This window comes from Paraburkholderia phymatum STM815, assembly GCF_000020045.1.
Classification (GTDB): domain Bacteria; phylum Pseudomonadota; class Gammaproteobacteria; order Burkholderiales; family Burkholderiaceae; genus Paraburkholderia; species Paraburkholderia phymatum.
In genome coordinates this window covers 1,056,378-1,074,137 of the sequence record NC_010622.1, presented here as the reverse complement: position 1 = coordinate 1,074,137, position 17,760 = coordinate 1,056,378, and the positions used below count along the sequence as shown (strand labels likewise).

Here is a 17,760-nt window from a genome sequence, read left to right as displayed (position 1 = left end):
CGCTTGGCTTATTGCGGCGGCAAATACTTCATTGGGTCGACAGGCTTACCCTGGCGGCGAACTTCGAAATGCAACATCACGCGGTCCGAATCACTGTTGCCCATTTCGGCAATTTTCTGCCCCTTGGTCACCGCGTCACCCTCTTTTACCATCAAAGCGCGGTTATGTGCATACGCTGTGAGATACGTTGCGTCATGCTTGATGATAATGAGATTGCCGTAACCGCGCAGCCCATTTCCTGCATAAACCACTCGACCATCAGCGGAAGCCTTTACCGGTTCACCAGCCGACCCGCCGATGTTCACGCCTTTGTTCTTCGAATCGTCAAAGCCGTTGAGCAGCGGACCGCGCACAGGCCATGCGAACGACACGTTGCCATTCGACGCCGTCGTGTCGCTGGTAGCGGACGGCGGCGTCACCGCGGGCGCAGCCGACGCGCCCGGCGCCGCACTGTAAATGGGCGGCTGATTGGCGGCGCCCGCCGGCGGTGCGGCGGATGCGCCGTTGAGCGGCGCGCTCTGCACTGCACCACCGCCGATCGGCGCGGTCGCGACGCCCGGCACCATCGGTGCGCCGTTCGCGCCCGGCGGGGCCACGCGCAGCAACTGGTCGACTTCGATCTGGTTCGGGTTGGTCAGGTTGTTCCACGCGGCAATGTCGCGATAGTTTTGACCGTTTTCGAGCGCGATCCTATACAAGGTGTCGCCCGGCTTCACTCGGTAGTAGCCCGGAGGCGGCGGGCCGAGCGGCACGGGCGCCTGCGCAGTGGGCGCTGCACCGGGCTGCGTGACGGTGCCAAGGGTGCCGGAGCGATCGACCACTGGCGCCTGATCGAGCCGCGTCGCACATGCGGCCAGGACGGACAGCATGGCCACGCAAACGCTGCGCTGAGCGACGGACAACGGGACATTCAGGCTGGTTCTTTGCATCGCGCGAAACATACTCATCGGGTTCAAATCACTCCGGATTTTAAGGGGACAAAGAAAACGCGATCAAGCCGCGATTCGCGCCACTGCGCGGGCCCCGTGCGCTCGACGAGCGTGAGCACCTGCGACTGTCCGTCCTGCGATCCGACGGGCGCCACGAGCCGCGCGCCGATAGCGAGCTGCTCGCGCAGCGCCTGCGGCACATCGAGTCCGGCTGCCGCGATCACGATCGCATCGAACGGCGCAGCCGCGGGCAACCCGATGCGTCCGTCGCCATAGTGCAGACGGATGTTCGGAATGCGCAGCGGGCGCAGGTTCGTCTTTGCGCGTTCGTAAAGCGGTTTGATGCGTTCAATCGAATACACGTCGCGCGCGACCTGGCTCAGTACCGCAGCCTGATAGCCGCAGCCCGTGCCGATTTCGAGCACGTTGTTGAGCGTACGGCCCTGCGCCGCCAGCTCGATCATCCGCGCCACCACAGAAGGCTTCGAGATGGTCTGATGATGGCCGATGGGCAGCGCCGCGTCTTCGTACGCCTGCGTAGCGAGGCCGGGATCCACGAACATGTGGCGCGGCACCATCGCCATCGCGTCGAGCACGCGCGGGTCCGTGATGCCGTTCGCACGCAGCCTTTCGACCATCCGCTCGCGCACGCGTTCGGACGTCAGCGTGACCGCGCTCGTCAACGCGACATTCGGCGCGCCCGTGCGTTCGAACGCTGCCGTCGCGGGACGCGGCAACTGGTTGCGCGCGCCGTCGTTGCGGATCGTGGATGCGCTTTTCGTATTGACGATTCCGGACGCGTTTTTTGTAACGGCGCTTTTGACGACCGGTTTGACCACGGGTGTGACCACGACAGGCGCCCGCGTGGACGAACCGGCCGGTTTCGATGTGACCGGCTTCGGCACGGCCGGCTTGCCGGTTTTCGCATCGCGCGCATCGGCCCGGCGTGGCTCGCGCACCAGGTCTTCGAGTCCCAGCGGAAAGCGCTTTGCGCGCTCGCCGGTCATGAAGTCCCGCTCCCGGCGCGCACCCAGTCGCACGCCGTGGGCAGCATCGCCGTATCCGTCAAGTCAAGTTGCAGCGGCGTGATCGACACGAAACCGTTCGCCGCTGCATGGAAGTCGGTGCCTTCGCTGGCGTCGCGCGCACTGCCCGACGGCCCGATCCAGTAGATCGGCTCGCCGCGCGGATTGGTCTGGCGGATCACCGGCTGCGATGGATGCCGCTTGCCAAGACGGGTGATGCGCCAGTCGCGCAGCTGTTCGTAGGGCAGGTTCGGAATGTTGACGTTCAGCAACGGATGGCCTGGCAGCGGACGCTCAAGATAGTGCGCGACGATTTCGGCGGCGACGCGGGTGGCGTCTTCCAGATGCACCCAGTCCTTGTCGACCAGCGAGAAAGCGATGGCGGGCACGCCGAACATGATGCCTTCCGTCGCGGCGGCGACGGTGCCCGAGTACAACGTGTCCTCGCCCATGTTCTGGCCATTGTTGATGCCGGACACGACGAGATCGGGCGTATGGTCGAGCATGCCCGTCAACGCGATGTGCACCGAGTCGGTCGGCGTGCCGTTCACGTAATAGAAACCATTGGCCGAGCGCAGCACCGACAGTGGGCGCGACAGCGTCAGCGAGTTGGACGCGCCGCTGCAGTTCTGTTCGGGGGCCATCACGGTGACATCGGCGAGCGGCCTCAGCGCTTCGTAAAGCGCAGCAAGGCCTGGCGCCAGATAACCGTCGTCATTGCTGAGTAGGATTCGCATGCGGCGATTGTAACCGAGGAAACAAGGCACGCGAACGACACACGAGGCCCGCCCATGCCTGTGCTTTCAGGCATTGCGCGACGTGCTATGTTGCGCGTTCGAAGCGCACGGTCGTTCGCGCCTGCTTTACACTGATTCGCGGCAACGGCTTACGACAGCACGCCCGTTGCCAAGACGCGACGAGCCAGCCTGCAGATCGAAAGCACGCTTGTGAAGCGTGCATGAACCCGTGATGTTTGCACCACACACTTATCGATGGGAGACACGATGCGCGCAATCCGCTGCAACCAGTACGGCCCACCCGAAACGCTAAGCATCGAGGAACTGCCCGACCTCGTGCCGCAAGCCGGTCAGATCGCGATCGACGTGAAAGCGGCGAGCGTCAACTTTCCCGACGTGCTGATCATCCAGAACAGGTACCAGTTCAAGCCGTCCCTGCCATTCACGCCCGGCGCGGAGGTGGCGGGCATCGTGCGCGCCGTCGGCGACGGTGTGACGCAGTTCAAGCCCGGCATGCGCGTGGTCGCGTACACGCAACAAGGCGGTTTCGCCGAGCAGGCGGTCGCCGACGCCGGCGCGTGCGTGCCCCTGGCCGACGACGCCGATCTCGAAGCAGCCGCCGTCCTCACGCTCGCGTATGGCACGTCGCATCACGCCGTAGTCGACCGCGCGGCATTGAAAGCGGGCGAAACGATGCTCGTACTCGGCGCGGCGGGCGGCGTCGGCCTCGCCGCGGTCGAAATCGGCAAGGCGCTCGGCGCGCGCGTGATTGCGGCGGCATCCAGCGACGAGAAGCTCGCGACCTGCGTCGCGCACGGTGCGGACGCAACCATCAATTACGCGACGGAAGACCTGCGCGAACGCATCAAGGCGCTCACGGACGGCAACGGCCCCGACGTGATCTACGATCCCGTCGGCGGCAGCTATGCGGAGCCCGCATTTCGCAGCATCGGCTGGCGCGGGCGCTATCTCGTGGTCGGCTTTGCGAACGGCGAAATTCCAAAGCTGCCGCTCAATCTCGCGCTGCTGAAAGGCGCGAGCATCGTCGGCGTGTTCTGGGGCGAATTCGCGCGCCGCGAGCCCCAGCGCAATGCCGCCGCCTTTCAGGAGATGCTCGGCTGGATTCGCGCCGGCAAACTGAGGCCGCTGGTATCGGCGCGCTATCCGCTCGAGGACACGGCGCGCGCGCTCAACGACATGGCGCAGCGGCGCGTGCTCGGCAAGATCGTCATCACGCCCTGAGCACTGTGTTGCCCCGAAAAGCAAAACGGCGCGTGGCCTTAGCGAGGCCACGCGCCGTTTGTTACCCGCCATCGAACGCAGTCAGATTTTTTCCGTCTCGCCGCTCTTGGGTTGCCACTTCATCAGACGCTTCTCAAGGACGCCGACGATTGCATCGAGTATTAGCGCGAAGGCCGTCAACACGAGAATCCCGGCGAACACGGTGTTGATATCAAACGTGCCTTCGGCTTGCAGGATCAGGTAGCCGACGCCACGCGCCGAGCCGAGATACTCGCCGACCACCGAGCCGACGAACGCCAACCCAACAGACGTATGCAGACTCGAAAACACCCAGCTCATCGCGCTAGGCAGATAGACGGCCCGCAGCAACTGCTTGCGGTTCGCGCCGAGCATGCGCGCGTTCGCGAGCACGACGGGGCTCACTTCCTTCACGCCTTGATAGACATTGAAGAACACGATGAAGAACACGAGCGTCACGCCGAGCGCGACCTTCGACCAGATGCCGAGACCGAACCACACACCGAAAATCGGCGCGAGGATCACACGCGGCATGGAGTTCGCGGCCTTGATGTACGGATCGAACAGCGCGCTCGCGAGCGGCGACAGCGCAAGCCACAAGCCGACGCCCAGCCCGAGCACCGTTCCGAGTGCGAACGCGAGCACCGTTTCGATCAGCGTAATCCACAGATGCAGATAAATTTCGCCAGACGCGAACCATTCCCAGATTCGCACAAGAACTTTCTGAGGCTCGCCGAAGAAGAACGCGGCCTTGTTCGGATCGTCGAAGTAGAATGCGGGCAACAGCGTCGGGCTGGTCAGCACGTACCAGAGCACGAAGCACAGCACCAGCATCAGCCATTGCCACATCACGAGGTTGGTACGATTCGGGCGCAATGCTTTCCACATTTCAGTTGCCCTCCGGCGCGACGGTCAACTGCTGCTGATATCCCTTGAGAACCTCATCGCGCAACACGCTCCAGATCTGAGCATGCAGTTCGACGAAACGCGGGTGCGTTCGCACTTCGGCGACGTCGCGCGGACGCGGCAGATCGATCTTGAACTCGCCGATGGGCCGCGTGCCCGGACCCGCCGACAGCACGACCACGCGATCCGACATCGCGATCGCTTCATCCAGATCGTGTGTGATGAACAGCACGGCCTTGCGCTTCGCCGCCCACAGATCGAGCAGCTCGTTTTCCATCAGTTGGCGCGTCTGGATGTCGAGCGCGGAAAACGGCTCGTCCATCAGGATGATGTCGGGATCGAGAATCAGTGTTTGCGCCATCGCGACCCGCTTTCGCATGCCGCCCGACAGCTGATGCGGATAACGGTCGCCGAAACCGCCCAGACCGACGCGCTTTAGCCATTCTTCGGCACGCGCGCGGGCTTCGGCGCGCGGCACGTCGTGGAACGACAGGCCCGCCATCACGTTGTCGAGCGCCGCGCGCCACGGCATCAGCGCGTCAGCCTGGAACATGTAGCCCGCGCGCCGATTAATGCCCTTGAGCGTTTCGCCGAACACCGTCACCGAGCCCGACGACGGCTCGAGCAGGCCCGCGCCGACGTTCAGCAACGTCGACTTGCCGCAGCCCGTCGGTCCGACGACGGACACGAACTCGCCGGGCGCAATGCGCAGCGTCGTGTCCCGGACAGCGGTATAGCGCTGCCCGCGCTTGTCGCGCGACGCAAACGTGCAGGTGATGTTTTCGAGCGCCAGGGCGGCAACGGTCATCGTTCGGCTCGCTTCTTGTTTCGTGGAATCCAAAGCCGGCTGCCGCTTACGCCTTCAGCGTCGCGAGCGCCTTCTTCACGAAGTCGTTCGTCCACGTCTTCGACAGATCGATTGGCTTGCCCTTCACCGTCTCGTCGAAAGCCTGCAGCGTCTTGAGCGACGTGGCGGGACCATCGGCGGGCATCAGGCCATCGGGCGACATGGCCTCTTTCACGTGCTGCCACGAATCCAGATACAGCGCGCGATCGCCGAGCAGATACGCCTCGGGCACGGTGTTGATCAGCTCGGTGCCCGTCGCCGTCTGCAGCCACTTGAGCGCGCGCACCATCGCGTTGGTCAGCGCCTGCGTGGTATTCGGGTTCTTGCTGATGAACGATTGCGACGCGTACAGGCAGCCCGCCGGCATATTGCCGCCGAACACGGCGCGCGTGTCGTTGAGCGTGCGCGTATCCGACACGACGCGGATCTCGCCCGAACGCTCGAGCTTCGTCATCACGGGGTCGAGATTGGCGAGCGCATCGACCTGGCCCGACTGCAGCGCGGCGATCGCGCCCGCACCGGCGCCCACGCCGATGAACGACACGTCCTTCGCGGTCAGCCCCGCCTTTGCGAGCACGAAGCTCGCCATGATCGACGTCGAGGAACCCGGTGCCGTCACGCCGATCTTCTTGCCCTTCAGATCGGCGATCGACTTGTAGTTCGGCATCGTCTTCTTCGACACGGCCAGCACGATCTGCGGTGCGCGCCCTTGCAGCACGAACTCGCGGAAGGACTGGTTCTTCGCCTGCAACAGCAGCGTGTGCTCGAAGGCGCCCGATACGACGTCCGCGCTGCCGCCGACAGCCGCCTTCAATGCCTGCGAGCCGCCCGCGAAGTCGGAGATGTCGACGTCGAGCCCTTCGTCCTTGAAAAAATTGCGGCGCTCGGCGATGGTGAGCGGCAGATAGTAAAAAAGGTTCTTGCCGCCGACGGCGATCGCGACTTTCGATGTCTCCAGTCTGCTTTGGCCGAATGCGAGCGGCGAGCCGACGAGCGATGCGCCCGCGAGTGCCGCCGAGCCTGCGAGGAAGCTTCTTCGTTGCATGGTCCTGTCTCCGTTCTTGTTCTGTCGCGGACTGCTCGTCCGTCTTCGCGCCGTGCGCCGGTGCGCGTTAGTGTGGCCGCCGGCTACACGATCTGTTGCGCGTGCAACCTTGCGATGTGGTCCGCATCATAACCCAGCGTTTGCAGAACTTCATCCGTATGTTCACCCAGTTCGGGTCCTAGCCACCGTGTCTCGCCGGGCGTTTCCGAGAGCTTCGGCGTGACGTTCGGCAGCGTGATATCGCGTCCGTCCTGCCACTTGAAGGTCTGGATCATCTGGCGTGCGACGTACTGCGGATCGGTGAACATGTCGGCGACGCTGTAGATGCGGCCCACGGGCACGTCGGCGGCGTTGAGCACACCGAGCGCTTCGTCGATCGTGCGGTCGGCGAGCCACGCCGCAATCGCACCGTCGATTTCCTGCGTGCGCGGCACGCGGCCGTCGTTATGCGCGAGCGCGGGATCGTTCGCGAGATCGTCACGATTGATCGCGAGCATCAGCCGCCTGAAAATGGGATCGCTGTTGCCGCCGATCACGATGCTGCCGTCGCGGCACGGATAGGTATTGGACGGCACAATGCCAGGCAACGACGCCCCCGTGCGCTCGCGCACCATGCCGTACACGCCGTATTCGGGCACGACGCTTTCCATCATGTTAAAGACGGCTTCGTACAGCGCGACGTCGACGACCTGCCCTTTGCCGCCATTCGCCTGCCGGTGATGCAACGCCATCAGCGCGCCGATCACACCGTGCAGCGCCGCGATCGAATCGCCAATCGATATGCCGATGCGCGGCGGCGGCAAGTCCGGATAGCCGGTGATGTGGCGCAAGCCGCCCATCGATTCGGCGATCGCGCCGAAGCCCGGACGATCGCGATACGGCCCTGTCTGGCCGTAGCCGGACAGACGCACCATCACCAGACCGGGGTTTTCCGCCGACAGCACGTCATAGCCGAGCCCGAGCTTTTCGAGCAGACCGGGCCGGAAATTCTCGACGACGATGTCCGCCTCCTGCGCGAGCTTGCGGACGATCTCCTTGCCTTCGTCGGCCTTCAGATTGATCGTTACCGACTTCTTGTTACGCGCCTGCACGGCCCACCACAGCGACGTGCCGCCCACTTCTGGATAGAGCTTGCGCCACTTGCGCAGCGGATCGCCGCCCTTCGGGTCTTCGATCTTGATGACATCCGCGCCGAACTCGCCGAGAAAGCGGGCCGCGAACGGGCCCGCGATCAGCGTGCCGAGTTCCAGCACTTTCACGCCCGCTAGCGGGCCGCCGCGTTGGGCGCCGGGTTTGGCGCCGGGTTTGGCGTCGGGATTGCCATTCGCCGTTGAAGTGGGTGCGCTCATGTGTCTCCTGAACTTTTTTGCTGTCCTCACGCGCGGCACGATCGCCTCGCGGCATGCGCCCCCCTAGATCGAGCGCCGGTCGAGCATCGCGCGCGCAATCGTGCCCGCGTCGACATATTCGAGCTCGCCGCCGACGGGCACGCCGCGCGCGAGCCGTGTGACGGACAAGCCACGCGACTTCAGCGTCTGGCCGAGATAATGCGCCGTGGCTTCGCCTTCGTTCGTGAAGTTGGTCGCGAGCACGACTTCCTTCACGACGCCGTCCGTCGCGCGCTTCACAAGCCGGTCGAAATGGATTTCCTTCGGACCGATGCCGTCGAGCGGACTCAGCCGCCCCATCAGCACGAAATACAGGCCGCGCCATGTCATCGTCTGTTCGAGCATGATCTGGTCGGCGGGCGTTTCGACGACGCACAGCAAGGTCGGATCGCGCTCGGTGTCGCTGCAGACTTCGCAGATCTGCGCTTCCGTGAACGTGTTGCACTTCTCGCAGTGCTGCAGATGCTCGGTCGCGAACAGCAGCGAGCGGCCGAGCTTTTCCGCGCCTTCCCGGTCGTGCTGCATCAGGTGATAGGCCATGCGCTGCGCGGACTTCGGGCCGACGCCAGGCAATGCGCGCAGCGCTTCGACGAGCGCCGACAAGGCGGAAGGTTGTTTCATGCGGGTACGGCGGCGTCGATCGAAGAGAGGTTGAATTCGCGTCGTGTCGCTGCGCGCAAGTCTGCGCCGTTCGACGATGAACGTCCAACGCGCGGGCATGCAGTCATGCACCGCGCGTCACAACGCTGCGCGATTAAAACGGCAGCTTGAATCCCGGCGGCAACGGCAGGCCGGACGTCATGCCGCCCATCTTTTCCTGCGCGGTGGCTTCCGCCTTGCGCACGGCGTCGTTAAATGCAGCGGCAACGAGGTCTTCGAGCATGTCCTTGTCGTCGGCGAGCAGGCTCGGGTCGATCGACACGCGGCGCACGTCGTTCTTGCAGGTCATCGTCACCTTGACGAGGCCCGCACCCGACTGCCCCTCGACTTCGATCTGCGCGAGTTGCTCCTGCATCTTCTTCATGTTTTCCTGCATCTGCTGGGCTTGCTTCATCAGCCCGGCGAGTTGGCCTTTCATCATGGACTTGCTCCTTCGTGATAATGGATTCGGTTAGGCGCGTGCACGTTGTGCGTTGGCGATGCGGCCTCGCGCGGAAATCAGTGGGCCGCGCTCTGGCCGCCTTCGGCGCCCGGCATCAGCGGACGAACGGAGCCCGGCACGATGCTCGCGCCGAACTCGCGGATCAGGGACTGCACGAACGGATCGGCGCCGATCTCGCGTTCGGCTTCCTGTTGACGTTTGGCGCGCTCGATCGAATCGAGCACGGCAGCCGTGCGCTGCACGGGGCCGACTTCGACCTGCACGTCAATCTCGCTCCCCAGACGTTCCGCGAGCGCCGCCTTGAGCTTTGCGATCTGCGCGGGCTCGGCGTACAGCTGGACCGCGACGTTGAGCTTCAGCGTCTTGCCGTTGACGGCCATCAGCTCGCTGTTGAAGGCGAGCTGATACGAGATACCCTTGAGCGGCAGCGTGACGGCGAGCGCAGGCCAGTCGCCGTCGAAGCCGATTGCATGAAGCGGCACGGCGGGCGGCAGCGTTCGAATATCGATGACGGGTGCCGCGGGAGCGGACGCTGCCGCGGACGCATGGCCCCGGCCGACGAGCATGTCGTCCGGACCGCTGTCGAAGACGGGCACGAAGTTGTCGTCGGGCGGTGCGAAGAATGCGTCGTCGGACGAAGCGGGCATGTAGTCGTCGGGCGGAATGTCTTCCCACGGCGGAACAGCCGACGCGCCCTGCGGCTCTGCGGCGCGAGGCGTCGGCGCGCGCGCGGCGCTTTCCTGCTGCGCAGCGGCCGCGGCACGGCGCGCGGGATCGGGCGTCGGCACCCGCACGGCGACGCGCGGTGCAGCGGCCTTGACGGGCGTTGCGGGCGCCGCTGCGGCTGCGGATGTGGAAACCGCCGACCGGCCGCGATCCGTCGATACCTTCATGCCCGCGTTACGCAATACGTCGAGCGCAGCGCTGGCGCCGCCTGCGCGGCGCGGTGCGGCTGCGGCCAGTGCAGGCATACCGTCATGCGGCGCGGCGTTCTGTTCGGTCCCGTTCGACGCGACGGGCGTTTCGACACTCGCGGCCGCTTGTGCTGCCGACGCTGAAAGCGGTGTTGCATCGCCGTCGACGGGGGCTGCTTCGATTTCCGGTGCAACGAGATCCGTCGACGCCGCTGTCGCTGGCACCTGCTGAACAACCGGTGGTTGAACTGGCGCCGGTTCGGCCTTCACGATCGGCGCCACGCCCGGCTCGCCGCTCGCGGCAGACGGCGCTGCCGCTCCCGTTGCACGAGCTTGCGGAGCCGCCGCGACGGGCGCCCCCGTGCGCTTCGCGCCTGCGGCGGGCACCGAAGTACGTCCTGCGGGTGCCACGCCGCCTCCGCTGCCCCCGCCGCCATTCGACGCCGGCTCGAATGCGAGCATGCGCAGCAGCGTCATCGTGAAGCCAGCATATTCGTCGGGCGCGAGACCCAGTTCGCTTCGGCCGATCGTCGCGATCTGATAGAACAATTGCACCTGCTCGGGACTCAGCGCGTCCGCAAAGCGGCGCAGATCGGCCGCTTCCGGCCATTCTTCGAGCACCGACGACGGCGCGAATTGCGCCCATGCGATCTTGTGCAACAGGCTGGCCAGATCCTGCAGCGCGGTGGAGAACGACAGGCTGCGCAAGGCCATCTCGTCGGCGACCGACAGCACCGCCGCGCCGCCGCCCGCTACCAGCGCATCGAGCAAGCGGATCAGATAGCTTTGATCGAGCGCGCCGAGCATGCCGCGCACGGCTTCCTCCGTCACCTGGTTCGCCGAGTAAGCGATCGCCTGATCGGTGAGCGACAGCGCATCGCGCATGGAGCCGTCAGCGGCGCGCGCGAGCAGGCGCAGCGCTTGCGCTTCATGCGCAATGTTTTCTTCGCCGAGAATGCGCTCAAGATGCGACACGATGTGCCCCGCCGGCATCTGCTTGAGATTGAACTGAAGACAGCGCGAGAGCACCGTGACGGGGATCTTCTGCGGATCGGTCGTGGCCAGGATGAACTTGACGTGCGGCGGCGGCTCTTCCAGCGTCTTCAACATCGCGTTGAACGCGTGGTTCGTCAGCATGTGCACTTCGTCGATCATGTAGACCTTGAAGCGCGCATCGACGGGCGCGTACACGGCGCGCTCCAGCAGCGCGGCCATTTCGTCGACGCCGCGATTGCTCGCCGCGTCCATTTCGACGTAATCGACGAAGCGCCCTTCATCGATCTCGCGACACGCACGGCAGACACCGCAAGGCGTGGACGTGACGCCCGTTTCGCAGTTGAGCGCCTTCGCGAAGATCCGCGACAGCGTCGTCTTGCCGACGCCGCGCGTGCCGGTAAACAGATAGGCGTGGTGCAAACGGCCACCATCGAGCGCGTGCGTGAGCGCGCGCACCACGTGCTCCTGTCCGACGAGCGACGCGAAATCCTTCGGCCGCCATTTGCGTGCGAGAACTTGATAGGTCATCTGGAAATTGTATCAGCAACGCTGACGCGAAAAGACGAAACGATTGCGCGCTCGCACGAGGCGTGACAACGCTTTGACGGATCATTGAATTTCGCTAAGGAAGCGATAGAGCTTGCCGCGCGTTTCGAACGACGCCAGCAGATGGGAACAGCGAGGGGGGGAATAACAGATAGAAAAAGGAAGGTGACGAGCCCGACCCTCGGCACTGGCGGAAAACGGCTGTGGCTGCTTCGTTCCCGACCTGACCAGGTTGACCGCCCCTCCATGCGAGGAGGCCCGTCACGGCGTATTCTAACATCGGTCGATGCGCCACGCGAGAGGCTCACCGAGAAAAGCTCAAGAAACTCGTCCAGCACCGCATCGGCCCCCTTGTGTTCATGCACAACAACCTCCAGACAGGTGTCGTCATCAGGGCGCTGCCGGACTTCTGCAGGACCGCGGACAGCATGTCGATCGGGCAAGGACGGCACGAAACCCTACTGTCGGAATGCGTACTATCACGGCGGGCAACGCATAGCAATTTAGGCTAAACTGACGTTCAAGTGATCCGCAAAGCCAAGCCAGCCCGCCCTCCCGAAGGTGTCCCCACGATACTTCCCGCGTCGGCTTTCATGGTTTGTCCTGTGGCAAAGCGAACGGAAAGTTTTCTGAGTTTGTTGTATCGTGGCGGGCATTCAAATGCAGGCCTCGAATCGAAAGAGGTATTCACACAAATGAGCGAACACATCAAGCATATTAGCGACGCGTCGTTTGAACAGGACGTCGTCAAATCCGACAAACCCGTGCTGCTCGACTTCTGGGCAGAATGGTGCGGCCCGTGCAAGATGATCGCGCCGATCCTCGACGAAGTTGCGAAGGACTACGCCGATCGCCTGCAGATCGCCAAGATCAACGTTGATGAACATCAGTCCACGCCCGTCAAGTTCGGCGTGCGCGGCATCCCCACGCTGATCCTCTTCAAGAATGGCGCGGTCGCGGCGCAGAAGGTCGGCGCATTGTCGAAGTCGCAACTCACCGCATTCCTCGACGGCAACCTTTAATCCGCCTACGCGGCCGGTGCGCACGCTTTGCGCGCCGCCCGGCTCGCCGCAATGCCTCGACATGTCGTGAAGTCGTGCATCGAGCGAGCCGCATGATTCTTGTTGTCGCCGGACAACATTGACAACAAGAATCATGCGCCGACACGAACCGGCCGCGCAGGCTGGTTTTGGCGTGTGCTATGCTAGAATCCATAAAACGTCTAAAAGACGAGTATGTCCTTGAGCGGTTCCGCTCACTTCTCCTCCCAGATTTCAATTCAGGTCGCACCTTCTCTGCGGGTTCTCCGTATGCATTTATCCGAGCTTAAGACTCTGCACGTGTCCCAATTGATCGAGATGGCCAATGGTCTCGAGATCGAAAGTGCGAACCGCCTGCGCAAGCAGGAGCTGATGTTCGCCATTCTAAAAAAACGCGCCAAAACAGGCGAAACGATCTTCGGTGACGGCACGCTCGAAGTGCTGCCGGACGGCTTCGGTTTCCTGCGCTCGCCGGAAACCTCCTATCTCGCCAGCACGGACGACATCTACATCAGTCCGTCGCAGATCCGCCGCTTCAACCTGCATACGGGCGACACCATCGAAGGCGAAGTCCGCACGCCGAAGGACGGCGAGCGCTACTTTGCGCTGGTGAAGGTCGACAAGGTCAACGGCCAGCCGCCCGAGGCCTCGAAGCACAAGATCATGTTCGAGAACCTGACGCCGCTGCACCCGAACAAGGTGCTGCTGCTCGAACGTGAAATGCGTGGCGAAGAAAACGTCACCGGCCGCATCATCGACATGATCGCGCCCATCGGCAAAGGCCAGCGCGGCCTGCTCGTCGCGTCGCCGAAGTCCGGCAAGACGGTGATGCTTCAGCACATCGCGCATGCCATCAAGCAGAACCATCCGGACGTGATCCTGTTCGTGCTGCTGATCGACGAACGTCCGGAAGAAGTGACGGAAATGCAACGCTCGGTGGCGGGCGAAGTGATCGCGTCGACCTTCGACGAACCGGCCGCGCGTCACGTGCAGGTCGCCGAAATGGTGATCGAAAAGGCGAAACGCCTCGTCGAAATGAAGAACGACGTCGTGATTCTGCTCGACTCGATCACGCGTCTCGCGCGTGCGTACAACACGGTTGTGCCGGCATCGGGCAAGGTGCTGACGGGCGGCGTCGACGCGAACGCGCTGCAGCGTCCGAAGCGCTTCTTCGGCGCGGCGCGCAACATCGAGGAAGGTGGTTCGCTGACCATCATCGGCACGGCGCTGATCGAAACGGGCAGCCGCATGGACGACGTGATCTACGAAGAGTTCAAGGGCACGGGCAACATGGAAGTGCACCTCGAGCGCCGTCTCGCGGAAAAGCGCGTCTATCCGTCGATCAATCTGAACAAGTCCGGCACGCGTCGCGAAGAACTGCTGATCAAGCCCGAGATCCTGCAAAAGATCTGGGTGCTGCGCAAGTTCATTCACGACATGGACGAAGTCGAAGCCATGGAATTCCTGCTCGACAAGATCCGCCAGACGAAGAACAACGCGGAGTTCTTCGACATGATGCGTCGCGGCGGCTAAGCGCCCCCTACGTTTCATCCGCAAAACGCCTGCCTGCGCAGGCGTTTTTCTTTTACGCGCTGCGTGCCGGCGCGGACAAAGGCGCGAAGGCATGAGCGCCGCAATGCCGTCTGTGACGCCGCGGTTTAGAATTGTTCCGTTCCGCACATCTCGATCACGCAAGCGAAGAGCGACCACCGCGCGATGTTTTCCAAACTCACCCAATGGCTCGACACGCGCCGCCGCGACCGCGCGCTGCGCACCTACGCGATCGACGACGCGCTCTGGAAAGCGACGCTCGACGGCTTGCCGTTTCTTTCCTGGCTGGCACCCGCCGATCTTCAGCGGCTGCGCGACATGACGAGCCTCTTCATCGCGCAGAAGGAATTTTCCACCGCGCACGAGCTCGAGCTCACCGACGCGATCACCGTCGCGATTGCCGTCCAGGCCTGCCTGCCCGTGCTGAATCTAGGGCTGAGCCTGTATCGCGGATGGGTCGGCGTCATCGTATATCCTGGCGAGTTCGTGATCCGCAAGACGATCGAAGACGAGGACGGTGTCGTCCATGAAGTGGAGCACGACGCGAGCGGCGAAGCATGGGAAGGCGGCCCTGTGATCCTGTCGTGGGAAGACGCGCAGATAACGGACGGCGCGGACGCGTACAACGTCGTGATCCACGAATTCGCGCACAAGATCGACATGGTGACGGGCGAAGCCGATGGCCACCCGCCTCTTTTTCGCAAGCTGCACGCGCCGCTCGATGCCGCGCAGTGGGCCGACGTGTTCGACCACGCCTACGACCAGTTCTGCGCCAGGGTCGATGCCGTACCCGACAGGCGCTGGGCGCGCTTCGAGCGCGATTCGCTGATCGATCCCTACGCGAGCGACCATCCTTCGGAATTTTTTGCAGTGTGTAGCGAGGCGCTGTTCGTGAAGCCGCGAGAGTTCGAAGCGGAATATCCCGAGCTGTACCGGCTGCTCGCGCGCTATTACCGGCAGGACCCCGCGCACGTGGGCGCGCTCGACGGCACGAACCCGCACCCGTAAGCGTCGCAGCGCCGGCCCGGGCGGCTGTCGGCGTGCGAAAAAACCTCCGCAAACCTCGTCAACCGCCTGATTTTCTGGCATAATCGCCGTTTTTCGACCTTAGGCAAGTGGCTCGCGGTTGCGGAATCTCCTGCTCCCGGGTTGGCTACCGCCAGATTAAAGGAAAGACCATGAAAGAAGGCATTCATCCGGATTACCGCGAAGTCCTGTTCATCGACATGTCGAACGACTTCAAGTTCGTGACGCGCTCGACCATCCAGACGCGTGAAACGGCAGAATTCAACGGCAAGACGTACCCGCTCGCCAAGATCGAAGTTTCGTCGGAATCGCACCCGTTCTACACGGGCCAGCAAAAGATCATGGACACGGCAGGCCGCGTCGAGAAGTTCAACAAGAAGTTCGGCGCCCGCGCTTCGGGCAAGGCCGCGAAGTAATATCCCGTGTTGGCCCCGACTGTCGTCCGGGCCATTACGATGCAAAAAGGGCAGCGCGAGCTGCCCTTTTTTGTCGGCGGAAGGTTTAGGAAGAAGACCGCGCGATCCGGCCCGGAGGCGCTCCCGAATCTCCATGTGTAAGGCTTTGCGCAAGCCTCCTTGTGACGCGCACCGCGCCGCCCGTCTACAATGCCGCATGCCCGAACATGCGACGCCTCCCGCGCTGCGCCAATAAATCACGGCTGCCGCCCTCGCAGCCCCATACGAACACCGCATGAGATCTGTCGTTCGCCTCACAGCCTCCGCCACCAGTGCGCTGCCGCGCTGGATGCTGCTTACCATCTGCGTCGTGTACGCGTCGTTCGGCCTGTTCGGACGCGACCCGTGGAAGAACGAAGACGCAGCCGGCTTCGGCGTCATGTGGACGATGGCCAACGGTTCGCTGCACGACTGGCTGCTGCCGAATCTGGTCGGCAAGTACATGACGTCCGACGCGCCGCTCGGCTACTGGCTCGGCGCCGGCGCGATACGCGTGCTCGATCCGCTTGTGGACGCAAGCAATGCGTCGCGCGTATTCACGGGCTTGCTGTTCTGCGCGGCGTGCGCGTTCGTCTGGTATGCAGCCTACCTGCTAGGCCGCCGCCCGGAAGTGCAGCCCTTCAAGTACGCGTTCGGCGGCGAGCCCGAACCGCGCGACTACGGGCGCACGCTCGCCGACGGCGCGCTGCTGATCCTGCTGGCCACCTTTGGTCTCGCCGAGCGCGGCCACGAAACCACGCCGCAGATCACGCAGTTCGTCTGCATCGCGATGCTTGTCTACGGCCTCGTGCGGACGATCGACAAGCCCGTCCAGGGTGCACTCATCTGGGGCTGCGCGATCGGCCTCGTGACGCTGACGAGCAGTCCCGTGCTGGTCGGCGCCCTGCTGATCGGCACCTTCGCGATGATGCTGATCGTGCACGACACGCACTGGCGCACCTTGATGCTCGCGGGCTTGCCCGTTGCGCTCGCGCTGTCGGTGGTGTGGCCGCTCACCGCGATCGCCCTGTTCCCTGACGATGCCGTCTGGTTCCTGCATCAATGGATGCGCGGCAGCCTGCACACGTTCCAGGGACCGTACGGATCGACGCTGCGCTACGCCGTCAAGAACCTGCCGCTCTTCACCTGGCCCGCATGGCCGCTCGCGATCTGGGCATGGTTCAGCTGGGCCGGCCTGCGCCGCGCGCCGCATGTGGCGATTCCGCTGTCCGTGATCGCGCCGCTGCTGGTTCTCGTCGTGCTGCAAAGCCAGGGCACGAACCGCCTCTATATGCTGCTGACGCCCGCGCTTGCCGTGATTGCCGCGTTCGCGCTGCCCACGCTCAAGCGCGGCGCGATCAACGCGATCGACTGGTTCGCGGTGCTGAGCTTCACGGTGCTCGGCACGTTCGTTTGGCTGGTGTGGCTCGCCGGCATGACGGGCTATCCGCATCAGCTCGCACGCAATCTCTCGCGTCTCGCGCCGGGCTTCACGCCGCAGTTCAAGATTCTGTCGTTCGTCTGTGCGGTCGCGGTGACCGTGTGCTGGTTTGCGCTCGTCCAGTGGCGCGTGGCGCGGCATCCGAAGGTGCTGTGGCGCAGCGTCGTGCTGTCGAGCGCGGGCACGACGCTGATGTGGGTGCTGCTGATGACACTGTGGCTGCCCGTCGTCAATTACAGCCGTACCTATAAGGACGTCGCCCAGCAGATCGCCGCGCATCTGCCGTCCGACTACAATTGCATCTCCCCCGTGCGGCTCGGCGACGCACAGATCGCCACTTTCGCCTATTTCGGCGACATGCATTTTTCGTTCGATGACGACTGCGACGTGATCCTGCGTCAGGACACGCAGGACTTCGGCGAGCCGAGCGCGATGTCAAACTTCGTCTGGAAGCTCGTCTGGGAAGGCCGCCGTGTGGCCGACCGCGACGAACGTTTCCGCCTGTACGTGCGCATCGACCGTCCGCAACCGCCCGTCAAGCGCCGTCCGTGGCGTCCGAAGAAAAGCGGCTGA

Annotated in this window: 16 protein-coding genes and 1 other RNA gene; 6 read left to right on the top strand and 11 right to left on the bottom strand. The window is 63.8% G+C overall.

Features of this window, described 5'->3' with window-relative positions; genetic code table 11:
• Nucleotides 1-8: 8 nt before the first annotated feature.
• From BPHY_RS04870 to surE, 3 genes are read right to left on the bottom strand one after another with little or no spacing between them, the layout of a single operon-like run.
• The gene (locus BPHY_RS04870) at nucleotides 9-947 is read right to left on the bottom strand and encodes a peptidoglycan DD-metalloendopeptidase family protein (RefSeq protein ID WP_012400367.1); all 939 of its coding nucleotides are present in this window, start codon (nucleotides 945-947) and stop codon (nucleotides 9-11) included.
• Nucleotides 948-952: 5 nt separating this feature from the next.
• Entirely contained in the window at nucleotides 953-1,936 is a 984-nt protein-coding gene (locus BPHY_RS04865; protein WP_012400366.1) for a protein-L-isoaspartate(D-aspartate) O-methyltransferase, read from the bottom strand.
• Entirely contained in the window at nucleotides 1,933-2,691 is a 759-nt protein-coding gene (gene surE, locus BPHY_RS04860; protein ID WP_012400365.1) for a 5'/3'-nucleotidase SurE, read from the bottom strand. The genes BPHY_RS04865 and surE overlap by 4 nt, the downstream gene beginning before the upstream one ends.
• 267 nt (nucleotides 2,692-2,958) lie before the next feature.
• On the opposite strand from surE, the gene BPHY_RS04855 reads away from it, so the two are divergent.
• Entirely contained in the window at nucleotides 2,959-3,933 is a 975-nt protein-coding gene (locus BPHY_RS04855; protein ID WP_012400364.1) for an NADPH:quinone oxidoreductase family protein, read from the top strand.
• An 81-nt stretch (nucleotides 3,934-4,014) separates the two neighbouring features.
• On the opposite strand, the gene BPHY_RS04850 is transcribed toward BPHY_RS04855, so the two are convergent.
• From BPHY_RS04850 to ffs, 8 genes are all read right to left on the bottom strand, one after another.
• Nucleotides 4,015-4,839, bottom strand: a complete 825-nt coding sequence (locus BPHY_RS04850) for an ABC transporter permease (protein ID WP_012400363.1) — start codon at nucleotides 4,837-4,839, stop codon at nucleotides 4,015-4,017.
• 1 nt (nucleotide 4,840) lies between these two features.
• On the bottom strand, nucleotides 4,841-5,665 hold the full coding sequence (locus BPHY_RS04845) for an ABC transporter ATP-binding protein (RefSeq protein ID WP_012400362.1): 825 nt from the start codon (nucleotides 5,663-5,665) through the stop codon (nucleotides 4,841-4,843).
• Between the two features lie 46 nt (nucleotides 5,666-5,711).
• Entirely contained in the window at nucleotides 5,712-6,749 is a 1,038-nt protein-coding gene (locus tag BPHY_RS04840; protein WP_012400361.1) for an ABC transporter substrate-binding protein, read from the bottom strand.
• Between the two features lie 83 nt (nucleotides 6,750-6,832).
• Nucleotides 6,833-8,098: a CaiB/BaiF CoA transferase family protein gene (locus BPHY_RS04835; RefSeq protein ID WP_012400360.1), complete on the bottom strand. Its 1,266-nt coding sequence runs from the start codon at nucleotides 8,096-8,098 to the stop codon at nucleotides 6,833-6,835.
• Between the two features lie 63 nt (nucleotides 8,099-8,161).
• Nucleotides 8,162-8,758, bottom strand: a complete 597-nt coding sequence (gene recR, locus BPHY_RS04830; protein ID WP_012400359.1) for a recombination mediator RecR — start codon at nucleotides 8,756-8,758, stop codon at nucleotides 8,162-8,164.
• Nucleotides 8,759-8,891: 133 nt separating this feature from the next.
• Complete coding sequence (locus BPHY_RS04825) at nucleotides 8,892-9,218, bottom strand: YbaB/EbfC family nucleoid-associated protein (RefSeq protein WP_006048866.1); 327 nt, start codon at nucleotides 9,216-9,218, stop codon at nucleotides 8,892-8,894.
• 77 nt (nucleotides 9,219-9,295) lie between these two features.
• Nucleotides 9,296-11,677 (bottom strand): DNA polymerase III subunit gamma/tau, encoded by a 2,382-nt coding sequence (gene dnaX, locus BPHY_RS04820; protein WP_012400358.1) that lies wholly within the window; start codon nucleotides 11,675-11,677, stop codon nucleotides 9,296-9,298.
• 182 nt (nucleotides 11,678-11,859) lie between these two features.
• Nucleotides 11,860-11,958, bottom strand: an RNA gene (gene ffs / locus BPHY_RS39100) — signal recognition particle sRNA small type.
• Between the two features lie 432 nt (nucleotides 11,959-12,390).
• Here ffs and trxA point away from each other — a divergent pair.
• The 5 genes from trxA (at nucleotide 12,391) to BPHY_RS04795 (ending at nucleotide 17,760) form a co-directional block, all read left to right on the top strand.
• Nucleotides 12,391-12,717 carry a thioredoxin TrxA gene (gene trxA, locus BPHY_RS04815; protein ID WP_007586494.1) on the top strand — a complete coding sequence of 109 codons (327 nt, stop codon included), beginning with the start codon at nucleotides 12,391-12,393 and terminating at the stop codon, nucleotides 12,715-12,717.
• Between the two features lie 288 nt (nucleotides 12,718-13,005).
• Nucleotides 13,006-14,268 (top strand): transcription termination factor Rho, encoded by a 1,263-nt coding sequence (rho, locus tag BPHY_RS04810; protein ID WP_012400357.1) that lies wholly within the window; start codon nucleotides 13,006-13,008, stop codon nucleotides 14,266-14,268.
• A gap of 183 nt (nucleotides 14,269-14,451) precedes the next feature.
• On the top strand, nucleotides 14,452-15,294 hold the full coding sequence (locus BPHY_RS04805) for a M90 family metallopeptidase (protein ID WP_012400356.1): 843 nt from the start codon (nucleotides 14,452-14,454) through the stop codon (nucleotides 15,292-15,294).
• A 170-nt stretch (nucleotides 15,295-15,464) separates the two neighbouring features.
• A complete protein-coding gene (locus BPHY_RS04800; protein WP_012400355.1) occupies nucleotides 15,465-15,728 on the top strand; it encodes a type B 50S ribosomal protein L31 in 264 nt (87 codons plus the stop codon).
• Between the two features lie 274 nt (nucleotides 15,729-16,002).
• Complete coding sequence (locus BPHY_RS04795; protein ID WP_012400354.1) at nucleotides 16,003-17,760, top strand: ArnT family glycosyltransferase; 1,758 nt, start codon at nucleotides 16,003-16,005, stop codon at nucleotides 17,758-17,760.

What these genes read in the sequence shown, in the direction of transcription:
- BPHY_RS04795 (WP_012400354.1), top strand. Translation starts at nt 16,003, where the DNA reads ATGAGATCTGTCGTTCGCCTCACAGCCTCCGCCACCAGTGCGCTGCCG.
- trxA (WP_007586494.1), top strand. Translation starts at nt 12,391, where the DNA reads ATGAGCGAACACATCAAGCATATTAGCGACGCGTCGTTTGAACAGGAC.
- BPHY_RS04850 (WP_012400363.1), bottom strand. Translation starts at nt 4,839, where the DNA reads ATGTGGAAAGCATTGCGCCCGAATCGTACCAACCTCGTGATGTGGCAA.
- BPHY_RS04800 (WP_012400355.1), top strand. Translation starts at nt 15,465, where the DNA reads ATGAAAGAAGGCATTCATCCGGATTACCGCGAAGTCCTGTTCATCGAC.
- BPHY_RS04825 (WP_006048866.1), bottom strand. Translation starts at nt 9,218, where the DNA reads ATGATGAAAGGCCAACTCGCCGGGCTGATGAAGCAAGCCCAGCAGATG.
- BPHY_RS04845 (WP_012400362.1), bottom strand. Translation starts at nt 5,665, where the DNA reads ATGACCGTTGCCGCCCTGGCGCTCGAAAACATCACCTGCACGTTTGCG.
- surE (WP_012400365.1), bottom strand. Translation starts at nt 2,691, where the DNA reads ATGCGAATCCTACTCAGCAATGACGACGGTTATCTGGCGCCAGGCCTT.
- BPHY_RS04855 (WP_012400364.1), top strand. Translation starts at nt 2,959, where the DNA reads ATGCGCGCAATCCGCTGCAACCAGTACGGCCCACCCGAAACGCTAAGC.
- BPHY_RS04865 (WP_012400366.1), bottom strand. Translation starts at nt 1,936, where the DNA reads ATGACCGGCGAGCGCGCAAAGCGCTTTCCGCTGGGACTCGAAGACCTG.
- rho (WP_012400357.1), top strand. Translation starts at nt 13,006, where the DNA reads ATGCATTTATCCGAGCTTAAGACTCTGCACGTGTCCCAATTGATCGAG.
- BPHY_RS04835 (WP_012400360.1), bottom strand. Translation starts at nt 8,098, where the DNA reads ATGAGCGCACCCACTTCAACGGCGAATGGCAATCCCGACGCCAAACCC.
- dnaX (WP_012400358.1), bottom strand. Translation starts at nt 11,677, where the DNA reads ATGACCTATCAAGTTCTCGCACGCAAATGGCGGCCGAAGGATTTCGCG.
- recR (WP_012400359.1), bottom strand. Translation starts at nt 8,758, where the DNA reads ATGAAACAACCTTCCGCCTTGTCGGCGCTCGTCGAAGCGCTGCGCGCA.
- BPHY_RS04805 (WP_012400356.1), top strand. Translation starts at nt 14,452, where the DNA reads ATGTTTTCCAAACTCACCCAATGGCTCGACACGCGCCGCCGCGACCGC.
- BPHY_RS04870 (WP_012400367.1), bottom strand. Translation starts at nt 947, where the DNA reads ATGAGTATGTTTCGCGCGATGCAAAGAACCAGCCTGAATGTCCCGTTG.
- BPHY_RS04840 (WP_012400361.1), bottom strand. Translation starts at nt 6,749, where the DNA reads ATGCAACGAAGAAGCTTCCTCGCAGGCTCGGCGGCACTCGCGGGCGCA.